Consider the following 18,416-nt stretch of genomic DNA (forward strand, 5'->3'; position numbering starts at 1 on the left):
CTGATTTTTACTGAAACATGCCTAATAATCCATCCGAACTGAAAGCCAGCGGCCTCAAGGCTACTTTGCCGCGTCTAAAAATCCTGGAAATCTTCCAAAACACCGAGGTGCGTCACCTCAGCGCGGAAGATGTCTACAAAATGCTGCTGGCGGACAATCTGGACGTCGGTCTGGCCACGGTCTACCGCGTGCTCACGCAGTTCGAGCAAGCCGGCCTGCTGCAGCGCAATCACTTTGAAACCGGCAAGGCCGTATTCGAACTCAACGAAGGCTCGCACCATGACCATCTGGTTTGCCTGGATTGCGGCAAGGTCGAGGAATTCTTCGACGCCGAAATCGAGAAGCGCCAGCTCAAGATTGCCCAGGAGCACGGTTTCGAGATTGCCGATCATGCGCTGGCCTTGTACGGCCATTGCAAGGATTGCCGCAAGACCAAGAAATAGGCATCCATGCCGGCCGGATTCAATCCGGACGCAGTTTGCAAAGAACCATCCCGCCATCGCCGGATGGTTTTTTTATTGCCGCTTCGATGATGGCGGCCAGGGGTGTAAAGAAGGGTAAGCGGTGTGCAACAGTTCGCTGCAGTCCTCAATCCTGTTCAGCCGGACTCAGTTGTTGTTGCCGCTGAGTGCGCTCGACAGCAATTTGGCGGTGATGTCGACGATGGGAATCACGCGCTCGTAAGCCATGCGGGTGGGACCGATCACGCCCAGCGTGCCGACGATCTTGCCGTTGACTTCATACGGCGCGGTGACGATGCTCATGTCGTCCATCGGCACCAGCTGCGATTCGCCGCCGATGAAGATCTGCACGCCGGTGGCCTTGCTCGACACATCCAGCAACTGCATCAGGCTGGTCTTTTGCTCGAACATGTCGAACAGCTTGCGCAGCGAGGTCATGTTCGACGACAGGTCCGAGACGCTGAGCAGATTGCGCTCGCCGGAAATAACGACGTTGTCCGATTCGTCGGCCATCGCATCGCTGCCGGCTTCGACCGCCGCCTGCATCAGGCTGGTCATGTCGTCGCGCAACTGGCGCAGTTCGTTCTGCAGGCGCAGGCGCACCTCGTCGAAGCCGAGGCCGCCATAGTGCTGGTTGATGTAATTGGCGGCCTGCACCAATTGCGAAGGCGTGTAGTCGACCTCGGTCAGCAGCAGGCGGTTTTGCACATCGCCGCCGGGGCCGACGATGACCAGCAGGATGCGTTTTTCGGACAGGCGCAGGAATTCGATCTGCTTGAAGATCGACTCGCGCTTGGGCGTCATCACCACGCCGGCAAATTGCGACAGCGACGACAGCACTTGCGCCGCATTGGAAATGATTTTTTGCGGCGAGTTGATCTGCGAGCGTGATTGCAGTTTGGTTTCCAGCGTGGCCTCGTCAATCGCATCCATCGATTCGATCGTCAGCAGCGTGTCGACGAACACGCGGTAACCGCGCGGCGTCGGAATGCGCCCGGCGGAAGTGTGCGGACTGGCGACGAAGCCCATTTCTTCGAGATCAGCCATGACGTTGCGGATGGTCGCCGGCGACAGTTCCAGTCCCGAAATCTTGGAGAGCGCGCGCGAGCCGACCGGCTGGCCGTCGGCGATGTACCGTTCGACCAGGGCCTTGAGCAGGGTTTGAGCGCGATTATCTAGTTGCATGTCTTCATTCTAACGAGCAGGAAGCAGGCGTGCCAATATCCTGCCATATATATTACGCCGCCAGCCAGTACGCCAGTTCGTTGAGATCGGTGCATACCGCATCGGGACGCACATGCGCCGGCAACTCGCGCTGGAAGCGGTTCATCCAGACTGCGCGCAAGCCGGCTTGCTGCGCCCCCAGCACATCCAGCGCCAGGTCGTCGCCGACATAGACAGTGTGTTCCGGCGCGACGCCGAGCGCAGTGCAGGCGGCGTGGAAGATGGCCGGGTCGGGTTTGGCGGTGCCGAACTGATGCGCGGCGATGGAGATTTCAAAATGTTCGGCCAGGCCGATGCGCGCCAGATCGGCGAAACCGTTCGACACCGTGCCCAGCTTCAGGCGCAGCTTCAACTGCTGCAGGCCGGGGACGACGTCGTCGAAGGGCGTGACGGCATTGCGGCCGGTGGTGAAAATCTCCATGGCAGGATCCGCCAGCGCGGGGTCTTCGCCATGCTCGGCCAGCACCGTGGTCAGCGCCGCATGGCGCAGCGCCCACAGGTTGATCTTGTAGGCCGGGTTGGTCTGCGCCAGCACCTGCCGGCGTGCGCGCAGGCTGAGGATGCTTTCGCGTTGCACCACGCCGGGCGCATGTTGCGTCAGCCATTCGTACAGCCGGGTTTCGGCAAGATGCAGCACCGGCTCGATCGCCCACAGCGTATCGTCGAGGTCGAACAGGACTGCCTGGATGTTGGTTTTGTTCATGAAATCGGTTCGGAATAGTCTGGGGGCCTGTTAACAATGAATTTGCGAGGTGCGTTTCAGCCAGGCAGTGTGCTGGCAAGCCATGCAACGCGGCCAGCGCACTGCCTGGCTGAAACCCTTCGGGAACGGCTGCAGGCGTCGCCTGCCGTTGTTGCAGCTCCTTGCCGTAGCACCGCTACGCCGCGTCGCTGCGCCTAGGCAGTCAACACCTGCCCCGCGTTCGCACTCGCAAATTCATTGTTAACAGGCCCCGAATTATGCTTTAATCCGCAGCATGTGGCCCATCAAATTACCCGTGCAGGCGGCAACGCCCAAAACCATTGCAATCGTCGGCAAATATCATGCCGCCGGCATCGCGCAATCCCTTTCCGATATCGCCGCCTTCCTGGAAGCGCACGGCCATACCATCGTGTTCGAAGCCGAGACCGCGCAGAACATCGCGCTGGAAGGCTATGACGCCATGTCGCCGGAACAGATCGGCCAGTTCGCCGATGCCGCCATCGTGGTCGGCGGCGACGGCACCATGCTCGGCATCGCACGGCAACTGGCGCCGTTCAACGTGCCGCTGATCGGGATCAATCAGGGGCGGTTGGGCTTCATGACGGATATTTCGCTAGACCGCATGATACCGGTATTGGCCGACATGCTGGACGGCAAGGTCGACGTCGAAACGCGCTCGCTGCTGGAAGCCACGGTATTTCGCGATGGCGAACAGATTTTCAACGCGCTCGCTTTCAATGACGTGGTGGTCGCGCGCGGCGCGTCTTCCGGCATGGTCGAACTGACCGTGGAAGTGGATGGCCGCTTCATGTACAACCAGCGCTCCGATGGTCTGATCGTGGCCACCCCGACCGGCTCGACCGCCTATGCCTTGTCGGCCGGCGGCCCGCTTTTGCATCCGAGCCTGCACGGCATCGTGCTGGTGCCGATTGCGCCGCATGCCTTGTCGAACCGGCCGATCGTGATTCCGGACTCCTGCGAGATCTCAATCCAGGTCGTCAACGGCCGCGACATCAGCGCCAACTTCGACATGCAGTCGCTGACCAGCCTGTCGCACGGCGACCGCATCGTGATCCGGCGCTCGGCGCACAAGATCACCTTCCTGCATCCGGAAGGCTGGAGCTACTACGACACCTTGCGGCAAAAGCTGCACTGGAACGAATACCCGTCGGTTGAAGGCCGCCTGCAATAAGCGGGCTATCTAAAAGTACAATAGGCGCCTCGGGTGTCTTTTCCATGCGGTTCTCCGTACGGAAAGACGCTGCCGATATTGATAAAACACCAAGTCCATCATCCCATGCTGCGTACCCTGTCGATTCGTGATTTCGTTATCGTCGATGCCATCGAACTCGAGTTCGCTCCCGGATTTTCCGTCTTCACCGGCGAAACCGGCGCCGGCAAATCCATCCTCATCGACGCCCTGGCGCTGGCGTTGGGTGGTCGCGGCGACGCCAGCGTGGTGCGCGAAGGCGCGGCCAAGGCCGACATCACGGCCGATTTCAGCGCCGGTCCCGATGTTGCCGCCTGGCTCGAAGCGCATGAGTTTTTCGACGAGGACGGCGGCGTGCTGCTGCGCCGCGTGATCGACAATGCCGGCCGTTCCAAGGCCTTCATCAACGGCATTGCCGCCACCGCGACGCAATTGCGCGAACTCGGCGAGCTGCTGGTCGACATCCACGGCCAGCACGCACATCAGTCGCTGCTCAAGTCAGACGCCCAGCGCCAGTTGCTGGACAGCCAGGCGGGATTGCTGGAGGAAGCCAAAGCCGTCGCCGCTGCCTACAAAACCTGGCGCGCGCTGGCGAAGCAGCGTGAAGAATTCGAAGTCAACGCCAAGAACGTCCTCCTCGAACGCGAGCGCCTCGAATGGCAGGTCAGCGAGCTCGAAAAACTGGCAGTCAAGCCGGGCGAATGGAGCGACATCAGCAACGAACACAGTCGCCTGTCGCACGCCGCCAGCCTGATCGACGGCGCGCAGGAAGCGCTGAGCGCGATCTCCGAATCGGACTCGCCGATCCTGTCGCAGCTGTCTTCGCTGACGCAGAAACTGGGCAAATTGACCGACGTCGATGCCGCGCTCAAGCCGGTCATGGAGGCGCTGGAGCCGGCGCAGATCCAGTTGCAGGAAGCGGTCTACGCGCTCAATGATTACCTCGGCCGGGTCGAGCTTGATCCGGCGCGGTTGAAGCTGGTGGAAGGGCGGCTGGAAGCGATCCATTCGACCGCGCGAAAATTCCGCGTGGCGCCGGACGACTTGCCGCAGGAGCACGCCAAGCTGGCGGAAGAATTGAAGCAGCTGGCCGATGCCAGCGACCTCGATGCCTTGCGTGCGCAGGAAGCAAAACTGCAGGCCGCCTACACCGGCGCCGCGCAGAAATTGTCGAAAGGCCGCATCAAGGCGGCCAAGGCGCTGGGCGAAGCGGTCACTGCCGCCATGCAGGACCTGAGCATGTCGGGCGGACGTTTCGCCATCGCATTGGAAGCATGCGAACCGGCGGCGTATGGTGTGGAGCAAGTGGAATTCCTGGTGGCGGGGCACGCCGGCGTAGCGCCGCGGCCGCTGGCGAAAGTCGCTTCCGGCGGCGAACTGGCGCGCATCGCCCTGGCGATTTCGGTGATTGCATCGAGTTCGACCGCGACGCCGACCCTGATCTTCGACGAAGTCGACAGCGGCATCGGCGGCGGTGTGGCCGAAGTGGTCGGGCGCCTGTTGAAACGCCTCGGCCAGGATCGCCAGGTCTTGTGCGTAACGCACTTGCCGCAAGTCGCCAGCCAAGGCAACCAGCACTTCCAGGTCAGCAAGCGCAACGAGGCCGGCAAGACCGTGTCCCAGATCGAAGCGCTCGACGTCAAGTCGCGCGTGGAAGAAATCGCACGCATGCTGGGCGGCCTGGAAATTACCGCCACCACGCGCAAGCACGCGCGCGAGCTGCTGGCGCTGTAACGCCCCGCCAGCACCGCTTCCTTCCAGCCAATCCAGCCAACGCCAGACCTTCACGGATTTCCATGTCATTTCGCAAAGAACCTCCTTACCTCCACGGCAGCCAGCAGGCGCAGGCTGCCGTCGTGCTGGTCAACCTCGGCACGCCGGACGCGCCGACTGCACGTGCGGTGCGGCGTTACCTGAAGCAGTTTTTGTCGGACCCGCGCGTGGTGGAAATCCCGCGTGCCATCTGGTGGTTTATCCTCAACGGCATCATCCTGCCGTTCCGCTCCGGCAAGTCGGCTGAAAAATACGCCTCCATCTGGGACGCCGAAGGCTCGCCGCTCAGGCTTAACACCGAGCGCCAGGCCGCCTTGTTGCGCGCGCGCCTGCTCGAACGCGGCCACCGCGTCCACGTCACTCATGCGATGCGCTACGGCAGTCCGGCGGTGTCGGACGTGCTCGACGAACTCAAGGCGCAGGGGTGCGACCGCATCCTCGTTCTGCCCGCCTATCCGCAGTATTCCGGGACCACGACTGCCTCGATTTTCGACGCCGTATTCCAGCATTTCGCCAAGGTGCGCAATGTCCCTGAACTGCGCCTGATCAAGCATTACCACGACCACGACGGCTACATCCAGGCGCTCAAGCGCTCGGTGCAGACGCATTGGGACGCCAACGGCCAGCCGGACAAGCTGGTCATGAGTTTCCACGGCGTGCCCAAGCGCACGCTGCTGCTGGGCGATCCTTATCATTGCGAATGCTACAAGACTGCGCGGCTGCTGGCCGAAGCGCTGGGCTTGAGCGAGGCGGAATACGTGGTGACGTTCCAGTCGCGTTTCGGCAAGGCTGAGTGGCTCCAGCCCTACACCGCGCCGACCTTGCAGGAGCTGGCGCGCCAGGGAGTGCAGCGCGTCGATGTCATGTGTCCGGGCTTTACCAGCGACTGCCTCGAGACATTGGAAGAAATCGCGATGGAAGCCAAGGCCGAATTCCTGCATGCCGGCGGCCGCGAATTTCATTTCATCCCGTGCCTGAACGATGCGCCCGCCTGGGGCCAGGGCATGATGGAAATCGCCGAGCAGCACCTCATCGGCTGGCCGACTTTTGCCGGCGCCGCACAGCGCGAAGAAGAACAGAAACAGGCTGCCATCTCAGCCGAACAGGCCCGCCGCCACGGCGCCACGCAATAGCCTGTGCGCCGCAAACTGGACGAAACGGGACTGCAGCCTGTTAAAATAGCGGGCTGCGCTGGTCTTGCATGGCGGAAATAAAGTGCGAGTCAGATGCGCCGTTCGGCGCGGCGGGAAAGAGACTCCTGCCGGCTTCAGTACAGCGCAACCAGTTGCGAATAGCTGATCCACGCTGCTGCCAGCAAGGTATAGGCGAGGACGGTGGCGGAGATAAGCGGCAATTTCATGACGTCTCCTTGAAAATTGGCGGGGGAAACTTAAATCAAGTTCGATTGCACCATCATAAATGGTGCATCGCAAACGCCTATTTCAAGTGTAGTAAATTCTGTAACAAAGCGTTAGAACGTTTTTGGATGTCATAGGACTTCTGGATATGGCATCTGCACGTAATAACCATTGAAAAACTAAGGTTAAGCCTCATGTGCAGCCCCAAGCGCCATAAGGCGCGCAAAACCTACCATACGTACCATGTCGGAGAGTATTAACTATGCAAGATACGGAAAAGCCAGCGGAAAACGAAGCAGTGCAGGACGCGCAAGCGCAGACGCAGGCGTCTGAAGCCGTGGAGCCGGGCCTGGAAGAGCAGTTGATCGCCGCCGAAGCCAAGATCGCCGAGATGCAGGATGCTTTCCTGCGCGCCAAGGCCGAAGCCGAGAACATCCGACGCCGCGCCCAGGACGATATCAGCCGCGCCCACAAGTTTGCGATCGAAGGCTTTGCCGAATCGCTGCTGTCGGTCAAGGACAGTCTGGAAATGGCGCTGAAGATCGAAACACCCTCGGTCGAATCGCTCAAGGAAGGCGTCGACATGACATTGAAGCAACTGTCGGCCGCGTTCGAGAAGAACAAATTGCTGGAAATCAGTCCGGAAGCCGGGGAAAAGCTGGATCCGATGAAGCATCAGGCAATTTCGGCCGTGCCGGCCGAGCAGGAAGCCAATACTGTCGTGACCGTCCTGCAAAAGGGTTACACCATCTCCGAACGCCTGTTGCGTCCGGCCCTGGTGACTGTGGCGCAGGGCAAGTAAGCTGGCGCTGTACAGATAAAAACGATAAACGGCACAAAATTTGCTTTTAAGTGGCACTCGCCGCTTGAAAGTCAGATTTTTCTCCACATATTAAAACTATCAAAACTATTGTTGTTCCCTAACGGGACTTAAGGATCGAAGGAAAAATCATGGGCAAAATCATCGGTATTGACTTGGGTACTACCAACTCGTGCGTCTCCGTCATGGAAGGCGGCCAGCCGAAAGTCATCGAGAACTCCGAAGGCGCGCGTACCACGCCTTCCATCATCGCGTATCAGGAAGACGGCGAAGTGCTGGTTGGCGCACCTGCCAAACGCCAGGCCGTCACCAATCCTAAAAACACCATCTACGCCGCCAAGCGTTTGATCGGCCGCAAGTTCGACGAAAAAGAAGTGCAGAAGGACATCTCCCTGATGCCTTACGCCATCGTCAAGGCCGACAACGGCGACGCCTGGATCGGCGTGCGCGACAACAAGCTGGCGCCGCCGCAAATCTCCGCAGAAGTGCTGCGCAAGATGAAGAAGACCGCCGAAGACTACCTCGGCGAAGAAGTCACCGAAGCGGTCATCACCGTGCCGGCCTACTTCAACGACGCGCAACGTCAGGCGACCAAGGATGCCGGCCGTATCGCCGGCCTGGAAGTCAAGCGCATCATCAACGAACCGACCGCCGCTGCGCTGGCGTTCGGCCTCGACAAGACCGAAAAGGGCGACCGCAAGATCGCGGTGTATGACTTGGGCGGCGGTACGTTCGACGTCTCGATCATTGAAATCGCCGATGTCGATGGCGAGAAGCAATTCGAAGTGCTGTCCACCAACGGCGACACCTTCCTCGGCGGCGAAGATTTTGACCAACGCATCATCGATTACATCATCGACGAGTTCAAGAAGATCAACGGCCTCGACCTGTCGAAGGACGCGATCGCTCTGCAACGCATCAAGGCCTCGGCCGAGCGCGCCAAGATCGAACTGTCGTCGTCGCAGCAAACCGAAATCAACGAACCGTACATCGCCATGGCCAATGGCGCGCCGGTCCACCTGAACCTGAAGATCACCCGCGCCAAGCTGGAATCGCTGGTGGAAGAGCTGATCGCCAAGACCATCGATCCATGCCGCACCGCGATCAAGGATGCGGGCGTCAAGGTTACCGACATTGACGACATCATTCTGGTCGGCGGCATGACCCGTATGCCGAAGGTGCAGGAAAAGGTCAAGGAGTTCTTCGGCAAGGAACCGCGCAAGGACGTCAACCCTGACGAAGCGGTCGCCGTCGGCGCTGCGATCCAGGGTTCGGTGCTGTCGGGCGAGCGCAAGGATTTGCTGCTGCTGGACGTCACGCCACTGTCGCTGGGTATCGAAACCATGGGCGGCGTGATGACCAAGATGATCAAGAAGAACACGACCATCCCGACCAAGTTCAGCCAGGTGTTCTCGACTGCCGACGACAACCAGCCTGCCGTGACCATCAAGGTTTTCCAGGGTGAGCGCGAAATGGCGGCCGGCAACAAGGGCCTGGGCGAATTCAATCTGGAAGGCATTCCGCCTTCGCCACGCGGCACGCCGCAAATCGAAGTGACCTTCGACATCGACGCCAACGGCATTTTGCACGTCGGCGCCAAGGACAAGGCCACCGGCAAGGAAAACAAGATCACCATCAAGGCCAACTCCGGCCTGAGCGAAGATGAGATCGAAAAGATGGTGCGCGACGCCGAAGCCAACGCCGAAGAAGACAAGCGCCTGAAGGAACTGGCCGAAACCCGCAACCAGGGCGACGCGCTGGTCCACTCGACACGCAAGGCATTGACCGAATACGGCGACAAGCTGGAAGCCGGTGAGAAGGACGCCATCGAAGCCGCCATCAAGGAGCTGGAAGAAGTCCTGAAGGCGAACGACAAGGCCGCCATCGACGCCAAGACGGCAGCATTGTCCGTGGCTGCGCAAAAGCTGGGCGAAAAGATGTACGCCGACCAGCAGGCGCAACAGGCTGCCGCCGGCGGTGCAGCTGGTGCGGCGGGTGGTTCTGCTGGTGCCGGCGAATCGCGTCCGAAGGACGACGACGTGGTCGATGCCGACTTCAAGGAAGTGAAGTAATCCGGATTGCGGGCGAGAGAGATTTTCTTTCGCCCGCAGCCCGACGAAGTCATTCAGGATCTGGCTTCAGATTCAGCTTCAGATTCAGACACACGTCGGCCGGCTTTACCGCCCGACACGCCGAGCAAGATGGTCGCAAGATCGTCTCTCGGCTTTTTCACATTGTTGGTTCTCGCGCAAGTGCGGGGAAGCCCAATAACAAGGTGTTATAAAACATGGCAAAACGTGACTTTTACGAAATCCTTGGTTTAGCAAAAAATGCGACCGACGATGAGATCAAGAAGGCTTATCGCAAGCTTGCGATGAAATACCATCCTGACCGCAACCCTGACAGCAAGGGCGCGGAAGAGAAATTCAAGGAGGTCAAGGAAGCCTACGAGATGTTGTCCGACGCGCAAAAGCGCGACGCCTACGATCGTTACGGTCATGCCGGCGTTGATCCCAACATGGGTGGCGGCGGCGGCGCGGGTGCAGGCGGCTTTGCCGATGCCTTCGGTGATATCTTCGGCGACATTTTCGGCGGCGGCGGCGGTGGCCGTGGTCGCGGCGCAGGTCCGCAGGTGTACCGCGGCGCCGACTTGCGTTACAACCTCGAGATCACGCTGGAACAAGCGGCGCACGGTTTCGACACCACCATCCGCGTACCGTCCTGGGACGAGTGCGATACCTGCCATGGGTCCGGCGCCAAGCCTGGTACTTCGCCAACCACCTGCGGCACTTGCGGCGGCCACGGCCAGGTACGCATGCAGCAAGGTTTCTTCAGCATCCAGCAGACTTGCCCGAAGTGTCACGGCAGCGGCAAGGTGATTCCCGAGCCATGTCCGACTTGCGCCGGCGCCGGTCGCCTCAAGCGCAACAAGACGCTGGAAGTGAAGATTCCGGAAGGCATCGACGACGGCATGCGCATCCGTTCGTCCGGCAACGGCGAACCGGGCATGAACGGCGGTCCTCCGGGCGATCTGTATGTGGAAATCCACATCAGGCAACACGAAGTGTTCCAGCGCGATGGCGACGATCTGCATTGCGAAATGCCGATCTCGTTCGCCAAGGCGGCATTGGGCGGCGACATCGAAGCGCCGACCTTGAGCGGCAAGGCTTCCTTCACGATTCCGGAAGGCACGCAATCCGGCAAGACCTTCCGCCTGCGCGGCAAGGGCATCAAGGGCGTGCGCTCCGGCTATGCCGGCGACCTGTTCTGCCACGTCGTGGTGGAAACGCCGGTCAAGCTGACCGAACGCCAGAAGGACCTGCTGCGCGAATTTGAAAAACTGACTGCCGAAGGCGGCGCCAAGCACAGCCCGCAAACCAAGACCTGGAAAGACAAGGTCAAGGAATTCTTCGAGTAATTCGGCTCAGACCGGCGTCGCCGTTTCAGGCGCGCCGGTTTTTGCGGCGTTTTTTCTATACAATGCAGTCGCGGCGCATGGTGCTGGTAACACAGTGCTCAGAACATGCGCCGCGCATTTCCGGAAGACATCGTTAGCATGCGCCATCGGCCGTCCGGCCGTATCCAGCGCCCGCCGTGGCAAACACGGCGAACGTCCGGTCTTCTTTTCATTCATCCTCATGCCTGCCGCGATCGGCCCTTTCGGGTGCGATGCGACGACAAGCGTGAAACTCGATCTTGCCGACTATGACCATACCAAGCCAACAAGACCAGGTTCAGCTGCAACTGCTGCAAGGCAACCGCCGCTGGGCAAGTGAAATTACCGCGCGGGACCCGGATTTCTTTTTGAAGCTCGGCTCGCAGCGTTCTCCCGAATATTTCTGGATCGGCTGTTCGGACAATCGCGTTCCGGCCAACGATCTGCTCGGCCTGTTGCCGGGTGAACTGTTCGTCCACCGCAATATCGCCAACGTGGTCGTGCACACCGATCTGAATTGCCTGTCGGTGCTGCAGTTCGCGGTCGACGTGCTGAAGGTCAAGCACATCATCATCTGCGGCCACTACGGTTGCGCCGGCGTCCAGGCGGCGCTTACCAAGCGCCGCGTCGGTCTCGCCGACAACTGGTTGCAGCACGTCCAGGACGTCCATGAAAAGCACATCGGTTGTTTCCACGACCACATGTCGCAGGGCGACCAGCATGATCGTCTGTGCGAGCTCAACGTGCTGGAACAGGTCGCCAACATCTGCCGCACCACCATCGTCACCGATGCCTGGGAACGCGGTCAGGAATTGAGCATCCATGCTCTGGTCTACGGCGTGCACGACGGATTGCTCGAAGCCTTGTCGCCGACCATCAGCAATGTCGATGAATGCAGCAAGAACCTGGCAGTCAGCCTGGATCGCTACAAGGACATCAAGGACATTCGCTGAAGCGGAGCCTGCCTGTTCCTGAAAAGAAAAAAGCCTGCGCGAGCAGGCTTTTTTTCGTCTGCCGATATCCGGAGAAAGCGCTCAGAAGCAATGCTCGGCTGCCGGGAAGCTGCCGTCCTTGACCGCCGCCACATAGCCGCGCACGGCCTCTTCCACACTGGCTGCGCCGTCCATGAAATTCTTCACGAAGCGCGCCTTGTGGCCCGGGAACACGCCCAGCATGTCGTGCATCACCAGCACCTGGCCGGAACAGTCCGGACCCGCGCCGATGCCGATGGTGGGGATGCGCAACTGCGCCGTCACGTCAGCGCCGAGCGTCGCCGGAATCGCTTCCAGCACCAGTAGCGAAGCCCCGGCCGCCTGCACGGCCCTGGCGTCGGCGTGCAGCAATTCGGCGCCTTCCAGCGTCTTGCCCTGCACCTTGAAACCACCCATCTGATGCACCGATTGCGGCGTCAGGCCGAGGTGCGCGCAAACCGGGATGCCGCGTTCGGTCAACAGGCGAATGGTGTCGGCCAGCCAGGCGCCGCCTTCGATTTTCACCATGTGTGCGCCGGCCTGCATGAGCTTGACGGCATTGTCGAATGCTGCGAGCGGCGACCCGTAGGCGCCGAACGGCATGTCGGCGATGATCAGCATGGACTGGTTGCCGCGCGCCACACTGGCCGTGTGATAGGCGATGTCCGTGACGGTCACCGGCAAGGTCGATTGGTGGCCCTGGCATACCATGCCCAATGAATCGCCAATCAGCACCGTGTCGACGCCGCTGCGATCCATCAACGCCGAAAAACTGGCGTCATAACAGGTCAGCATGGTGATTTTGTCGCCCTTGTCGCGCATGGCTTGCAGGGTGTGGATGGTGACGGCTTTCTTGCGTGTTGCGGGAACGTCCTGCAGATAGGCGGCCATGGTTATTCTCCTCGGTTCAGGAATGCGCGCTTGCCGCGCATCTCGATGATGTGCGACAGCAGCAGCTCAAAATCTTCGTCGCTGTCGGCCATGTTCATGTGCTCGTTGTTGACGATCAGCAGCGGTGCGGCATCGTAGTTGTAGAAAAAGCGACTGTAGCTGTCGCCCAGGCGCCGCAGGTAATCGTGTGAGATCGAGGCTTCCATCGGAATGCCGCGCTTGCGAATGCGCTCGATCAGCGTTTCCACCGGCGCCTGCAGATAGATCACCAGATCCGGCTGCACGGCGTGCGTGCGCATGTGCTGATAAAGCTGTTCGTAGAGTTTCAGCTCTTCATCGGCCAGCGTCAGGCGCGCGAACAGCGGATCTTTTTCCAGCAGGAAGTCGCCGACGAAACGGGTGTTGAACAGATCCGATTGCGCCAGCTCCTGCAATTGCTGGATACGCTGGAACAGGAAGAACATTTGTGTCTGCAGCGCATAGCGGCCGGCGTCGCGGTAGAACTTTTCGAGGAAAGGGTTTTCCTGCGGCTGTTCCAGCACTGCCTGCACGCCGAGACGGTCGGCCAGCTTGCGCGCCAGCGTAGTCTTGCCGACGCCGATCGGGCCTTCGATGACGATGTAGTGGTAACTGTCTAAATCCATTCTCGCTCTTGACGGCTATTGCACCGCACACAGTGGATGGGAGTCCGCATTGTACGAGAGTGGCGCTGCGCTGTCAGCGCTGTGTCAGAACCGGTTCCGCAGAACGAGCGGCAGATCAGCTGCGGAAAATGAAATACACCGCGCCGACCAGACATAGCGCCGCCCACACATAGTCGAGCTTGAACGGCTGCTGCATGTAAATCATTGCAAACGGCACGAACACCGTCAGCGTGATCGCCTCTTGCATGATCTTCAGTTGCGCCAGGCTGAACTGCGTGTAGCCGATGCGGTTGGCGGGCACCTGCAACAGGTACTCGAACAGCGCGATCGACCAGCTGATCAACGCGGCGATCCACCAGGGTTTGGAGGCCAGGCTCTTGAGATGGCCGTACCAGGCCACGGTCATGAAAACGTTCGACAGCGCCAGCAAGCCGACGGTCTGTAAAGCAACAGGAATTTGCATGGGGGTTATGAGGGTAGTGAAGCTTGTTTCTTGATGGCAACGCATACTCTGACAAATCAAGCTGAATTCTGCCTCTATTCCGCCCACAGACCAAGCCTTCGACGGTCCAGAATAAAGAACACAGAATATGACCGGTGATACGGGTGTTGTTTTGTGGAAATTTTAATTATTCGCTGCGAATGTATAAAAAGCGGCCGCATGTTGCCGTTAATGCAAGGAAAGGCGGCATGTGGAGACGAGAAGGGGATCGTCCCGCCTGAACTACCAAAAATCAAACATTCTGATTGGACCATCGTGAAGTCGAACTATCGCGCCTTGCTTGCGTTGTGGGGGATCAATGCTCTTTTGCTTGCTTTGCTGGCACCACGATGGTGGCAGGGCATCATCGCCGGCGCGCTGATCGCAGGCGTGGCGTGGGTGCTTGGCGCAGGTCCGGCGAAAACCGGCGCGGCGTCGGTTGCAGGTATCCCTTCGGCACGAACAAATGAACAGGCGGCCGGTCCGACGGACCTGCCCGTGCTGGTGCAAGCGGTAGTGCCGGCCTGGCGCAACAACGTACAGCTGGCGCGCACCCAGACGCAGGAAGCAATCGACAAGCTCACGCAGCGCTTCGTCGGCATCCATCAACGCCTCGGCGGCGCAGTCAGCCTGGCCGAAGGCGGCAAGAACGGCGACGTCCTGCAAGTCATCCAGAATGCTGCACAGCAGCTCGGCGGTATCGCTGATGCCCTGGAGCAAGTACTGACCACGCGCGACGCCTTGCTGCGCAAGATTGCAGCGCTCAGCCAGCACAACGAAGACATCCGTCAGCTCGGCCTGCAGGTCGAGCAAATCGCCGGCCGCACCGGCGTCACCGACCTGTTCTCGGGCCAGGCAAGCTGGACCGAACTGGCGGCGCGTTCGGCCGAGGCTGGTCGCCAGATCGTCAGCAAGACCAAGGCGGTCCAGCAGCAGATCCAGGCCACGCATTTATCCGCAAACCAGCTCGACGCCGATGCCGGTCGAATGGTGGACGATTCGCGCATGGTGATCGATTCGGTCATCGCCGATTTTCGCCAATCCGCGCTCAAGCTTAGCGGCACCGTCGGCCAGCTCGAAGAAGAAAACCGCGAAGTCGACCAGGAAGTCTGCGACATCCTCGTCAATCTGCAATTCCAGGATCGCATCAGCCAGATCCTTGATCACGTCCAGCTCGACATGATCAAGCTGACCGGTGCAGTGGAGAGCGCCGCACCCTTGCCCCCCAGCGCGGCATGGCTGGCCGATCTCGAGAAAACCTATACCACGCACGAGCAACGCCAGGTACACGCCGGCCAGCAGGCCGACAAGTCATTGCAATCGCAAGTTGATTTCTTTTGAAGAGGATGGCATGCATGCACGCACTGAATTACTTCCTTGCCGCCGGCAGCGCGGACGCTTCTGCAATGATCTTTTGCGGGGATCGCTGACATGAGTCCAAAGACCATTCTCATCGTCGACGATTCATTCAGCCTGCGCCAGACGATCAGCATTGCGCTCAAGGCCGCCGGCTACGACGTCGTCGAAGCGATCGACGGTCGCGACGCGCTGAATAAACTCGACGGCCGCAAGTACAACCTGATTATCTCCGACGTCAACATGCCCAACCTGGACGGGCTCAGTTTCGTGCGTGAAGCCAAACAAAAGCCGAACTACAAGTTCACCCCGGTACTCATGCTGACCACCGAAAGCGGCGACACCCGCAAACAGGAAGGCAAGGCCATCGGCGTGCGCGCCTGGGTGCACAAGCCGTTCCTGCCGCCGGTGCTGCTCGACGCAGTGGCCAAGCTGGTTACTCCTTAGGATCTGACATGTCATTGACGCAAAGCACGCGCGACGGACATTTGCTGCTGCAGGTGAGCGGAGGCCTCACCATATTCCAGGCAGCCGAATACAAGCCGCAACTGCTGGGCGTGCTCGACAACGCCGACGACGTGCTGGAACTGGACCTGAGCGGCTGCGACGAGATCGACACCGCCGGGGTGCAACTGTTGCTGCTGCTCAGGCGCGAGGCGACCGTGCAGTACAAGCAGCTGTCGCTGTACGCCAGCCCGGCCGTGCAAAACGTGTTGGACATGTTGCACCTGCAGGATTTCATGCGCACCGAATCAACTTCGCCGCAGGGGCCGGCATGAAGAAGGACGCCGCCCGCGATGCACTGGTGCAGGAAGCGCGCGAGTTGCTCGTCGCGATGGAGGCGGCGTTGCTGCAGATCGAAAGCGACGGCGCCAGCCGCGATGCGATCAACGCCATTTTCCGCGCGGCGCATACGATCAAGGGTTCGGCCGGGTTGTTCGCTTTCGACAGCATCGTCAGCTTCACTCATCTGTTGGAAAATGTCCTCGAGAAGGTGCGCAACGGCATCGTCAAACTTGATGACGGGATGATGTCGCTGCTGCTCAACTGTGGCGATTACATGGGCGAGCTGGTCGACGCCATCGCCGAACGGAAGGAAGACCAGGATCCGGATCCGGTCCGGCGCGCGGAGCTGGAAGCCAGACTGAATGGATATCTGGAGCAAGCCGCGCAGCCGCAGCCGGACAACATTGTGGCGGCCACCGTCGCCTCGGCCACGGCCGTTGCCGCCGCCGTGTCAAATGCAGCAGATGCAGCAGATGCACCGATTGCAGTCGCAGAGGATGGCGCAAATGCAGGCGCAGTCGCCAATCCGAACTGGCATCTGTCGTTGCGTTTCAGCCCCGACGTCTTGCGCGACGGCCTCGATCCGTTGTCCTTCCTGCGCTATCTGCTGACGATGGGCAGCATGGTGTATGCACATGTGATCGATCTCGCCATCCCCGCCGCCGACGACATGGATGCGGAGCTGTGCTATCTCGGTTTTGAAATCGGCTTCGCCAGCACCGCCGGGCGGGAGGAGATCGATAGCGTATTCGAGTTCGTGCGTGAGGGCAGCGACATCGTCATTCTGGCGCCGCACAGCCAACTGACGACATATGGCCATTGGTTGCAAGGCTTGCCGGAGCGCGCGGAAGTCGCCCTGCATCTGTTGCAATCGGGAGCGCTCACCGCTGCGGAATGGCGCCAGTTGCAGCTTGATGCCGCCGAGGCTGATGATCTGGTCACGACTGAGAAGAGGCCCGGCGTCGTGCCGTCGCAGATACGGGCGGCTATCCCGGCTCTGCGCCAGCGCGGCGGCGAAGAAAAGAAAAGCCATGAACAGAAATTCATCAAGATCGAAGTCTCCAAACTCGATCAGCTGATCGATCTGGTGGGTGAGCTGGTGATTGCCGGCGCCGGCGCCAGCCTGGTGGCAAAGCGCAAGAAGGATCAGCGTTTCGAAGAAGCCACGCAGGTGATTTCCGGATTGGTGGAGCAGATACGCGACGCCGCGCTGACGCTGCGCATGGTGCAGATCAACGAAGTGTTCCAGCGCTTTCCGCGCGTGGTGCGCGACATGTCGCGCGAGATCGGCAAGAACATCGAACTGATCGTCACCGGCGCCGACACTGAACTCGACAAGTCGATGGTGGAGAAGATATCCGATCCGCTCATGCATATCGTACGCAATGCCATGGACCATGGCATCGAATCGGCTGAGGCGCGCCGGGAGGCCGGCAAGCCCGAAATTGGCGTGCTGCGTCTGAACGCAACGCATGAATCGGGCAGCGTAGTGATCGATGTATTCGACGACGGCCGCGGCCTGGACAAGGAACGGATCCTGCGCAAGGCGGTTCAGCAGGGACTGGTAACGCCGGATGCCGGTTTGTCGGAGCGTGAAATTTTCCGCCTGATATTCGAACCAGGTTTTTCGACCGCCGAACAGGTGACGTCGCTGTCCGGCCGTGGCGTCGGAATGGACGTGGTCAAGCGTAACATCGACGCGCTGCAAGGCGAGGTCGAGATCTACAGCAATCCCGGCCAGGGCACCATGGTGCGCATCCGTCTGCCGTTGACGCTGGCCATCATTGCCGGTTTCCAGGTCGTGGTCGGTGGCGCCGTTTTCGTCATTCCGCTCGACCTGGTGGTGGAATGCATCAACCTCTCCAGCCATCAGGTGCACAACAACGTGGTGACGTTGCGCGACGAGCCGTTGCCCTTCATTCCTTTGCGTGAACTGTTTGATTTGCCGCAGCGCGAATCGTCGCGCAAGAGCCTGGTGATCGTGCAATACGGACCGCTACGTGCCGGCCTGCTGGTCGACAACCTGCTGGGCGAATGCCAGGCGGTGATCAAGCCGCTCGGCAAGCTGTTCAGCAAGGTGAAGGGGCTGAGCGGCTCGACCATTCTCGGCGATGGTCGTGTCGCATTGATTCTGGATGTGCCGCATCTGATTGCGCATACGGGAAGAATGGAGCAGGCCGAGGTACGCCGCGCCGAGAACCGGATGAGCGCGGCGAATGACTGATGGAAACAAGCAGGCGCAACGGCAGGACTCCATCCACCGCGACGCCGACAAGGAAGACAGAATGCAGAACAGGGGAGT

The 18,416-nt window shown here is 60.2% G+C and carries 17 protein-coding genes; 12 read left to right on the forward strand and 5 right to left on the reverse strand.

The features are described from left to right. Window positions 1–17 precede the first annotated feature (17 nt). Window positions 18–443: a ferric iron uptake transcriptional regulator gene (gene fur, locus DXT88_RS05100; protein WP_029362949.1), complete on the forward strand. Its 426-nt coding sequence runs from the start codon at window positions 18–20 to the stop codon at window positions 441–443. A 165-nt stretch (window positions 444–608) separates the two neighbouring features. Here fur and hrcA read toward each other — a convergent pair whose 3' ends face one another. Continuing rightward, complete coding sequence (gene hrcA / locus DXT88_RS05105; RefSeq protein ID WP_265211871.1) at window positions 609–1,646, reverse strand: heat-inducible transcriptional repressor HrcA; 1,038 nt, start codon at window positions 1,644–1,646, stop codon at window positions 609–611. Between the two features lie 52 nt (window positions 1,647–1,698). After that, window positions 1,699–2,388, reverse strand: a complete 690-nt coding sequence (locus tag DXT88_RS05110) for an HAD family hydrolase (protein ID WP_265211872.1) — start codon at window positions 2,386–2,388, stop codon at window positions 1,699–1,701. Between the two features lie 274 nt (window positions 2,389–2,662). On the opposite strand from DXT88_RS05110, the gene DXT88_RS05115 reads away from it, so the two are divergent. From DXT88_RS05115 to can, 7 genes are all read left to right on the forward strand, one after another. Further along, complete coding sequence (locus DXT88_RS05115; protein WP_016832073.1) at window positions 2,663–3,580, forward strand: NAD kinase; 918 nt, start codon at window positions 2,663–2,665, stop codon at window positions 3,578–3,580. 105 nt (window positions 3,581–3,685) lie between these two features. Beyond that, the gene (recN, locus tag DXT88_RS05120) at window positions 3,686–5,332 is read left to right on the forward strand and encodes a DNA repair protein RecN (protein ID WP_265211873.1); all 1,647 of its coding nucleotides are present in this window, start codon (window positions 3,686–3,688) and stop codon (window positions 5,330–5,332) included. Between the two features lie 62 nt (window positions 5,333–5,394). After that, window positions 5,395–6,504: a ferrochelatase gene (gene hemH, locus DXT88_RS05125; protein ID WP_265211874.1), complete on the forward strand. Its 1,110-nt coding sequence runs from the start codon at window positions 5,395–5,397 to the stop codon at window positions 6,502–6,504. Between the two features lie 487 nt (window positions 6,505–6,991). Continuing rightward, entirely contained in the window at window positions 6,992–7,531 is a 540-nt protein-coding gene (gene grpE / locus DXT88_RS05130) for a nucleotide exchange factor GrpE (protein ID WP_016832079.1), read from the forward strand. A 149-nt stretch (window positions 7,532–7,680) separates the two neighbouring features. Further along, entirely contained in the window at window positions 7,681–9,621 is a 1,941-nt protein-coding gene (dnaK, locus tag DXT88_RS05135; protein ID WP_265211875.1) for a molecular chaperone DnaK, read from the forward strand. Between the two features lie 215 nt (window positions 9,622–9,836). Then, on the forward strand, window positions 9,837–10,967 hold the full coding sequence (gene dnaJ, locus DXT88_RS05140; protein ID WP_265211876.1) for a molecular chaperone DnaJ: 1,131 nt from the start codon (window positions 9,837–9,839) through the stop codon (window positions 10,965–10,967). Window positions 10,968–11,254: 287 nt separating this feature from the next. Beyond that, a complete protein-coding gene (gene can / locus DXT88_RS05145; RefSeq protein WP_016832259.1) occupies window positions 11,255–11,938 on the forward strand; it encodes a carbonate dehydratase in 684 nt (227 codons plus the stop codon). Between the two features lie 81 nt (window positions 11,939–12,019). Here can and panB read toward each other — a convergent pair whose 3' ends face one another. The 3 genes from panB to DXT88_RS05160 form a co-directional block, all read right to left on the reverse strand. Then, window positions 12,020–12,847 (reverse strand): 3-methyl-2-oxobutanoate hydroxymethyltransferase, encoded by an 828-nt coding sequence (gene panB, locus DXT88_RS05150; RefSeq protein WP_016832258.1) that lies wholly within the window; start codon window positions 12,845–12,847, stop codon window positions 12,020–12,022. Window positions 12,848–12,849: 2 nt separating this feature from the next. Beyond that, window positions 12,850–13,491, reverse strand: coding sequence for a deoxynucleoside kinase (locus DXT88_RS05155; RefSeq protein WP_265211877.1), 642 nt, complete (start codon window positions 13,489–13,491; stop codon window positions 12,850–12,852). Window positions 13,492–13,606: 115 nt separating this feature from the next. Continuing rightward, the gene (locus tag DXT88_RS05160) at window positions 13,607–13,954 is read right to left on the reverse strand and encodes a DMT family protein (protein WP_016832256.1); all 348 of its coding nucleotides are present in this window, start codon (window positions 13,952–13,954) and stop codon (window positions 13,607–13,609) included. Between the two features lie 294 nt (window positions 13,955–14,248). Between DXT88_RS05160 and DXT88_RS05165 the strand changes: the two genes are divergently transcribed. The 4 genes from DXT88_RS05165 to DXT88_RS05180 all read left to right on the forward strand — a co-directional run bounded on the left by DXT88_RS05165 (window position 14,249) and on the right by DXT88_RS05180 (window position 18,338). Next, on the forward strand, window positions 14,249–15,313 hold the full coding sequence (locus tag DXT88_RS05165) for a chemotaxis protein (protein WP_265211878.1): 1,065 nt from the start codon (window positions 14,249–14,251) through the stop codon (window positions 15,311–15,313). Between the two features lie 90 nt (window positions 15,314–15,403). Next, window positions 15,404–15,775, forward strand: coding sequence for a response regulator (locus DXT88_RS05170; protein ID WP_016832252.1), 372 nt, complete (start codon window positions 15,404–15,406; stop codon window positions 15,773–15,775). A gap of 8 nt (window positions 15,776–15,783) precedes the next feature. Next, window positions 15,784–16,107, forward strand: coding sequence for an STAS domain-containing protein (locus tag DXT88_RS05175; protein WP_016832251.1), 324 nt, complete (start codon window positions 15,784–15,786; stop codon window positions 16,105–16,107). Next, a complete protein-coding gene (locus tag DXT88_RS05180; protein ID WP_265211879.1) occupies window positions 16,104–18,338 on the forward strand; it encodes a chemotaxis protein CheA in 2,235 nt (744 codons plus the stop codon). The genes DXT88_RS05175 and DXT88_RS05180 overlap by 4 nt, the downstream gene beginning before the upstream one ends. Window positions 18,339–18,416 lie beyond the last annotated feature (78 nt).

This window comes from Herbaspirillum lusitanum, from assembly GCF_026127345.1.
Lineage (GTDB): Bacteria > Pseudomonadota > Gammaproteobacteria > Burkholderiales > Burkholderiaceae_D > Herbaspirillum > Herbaspirillum lusitanum.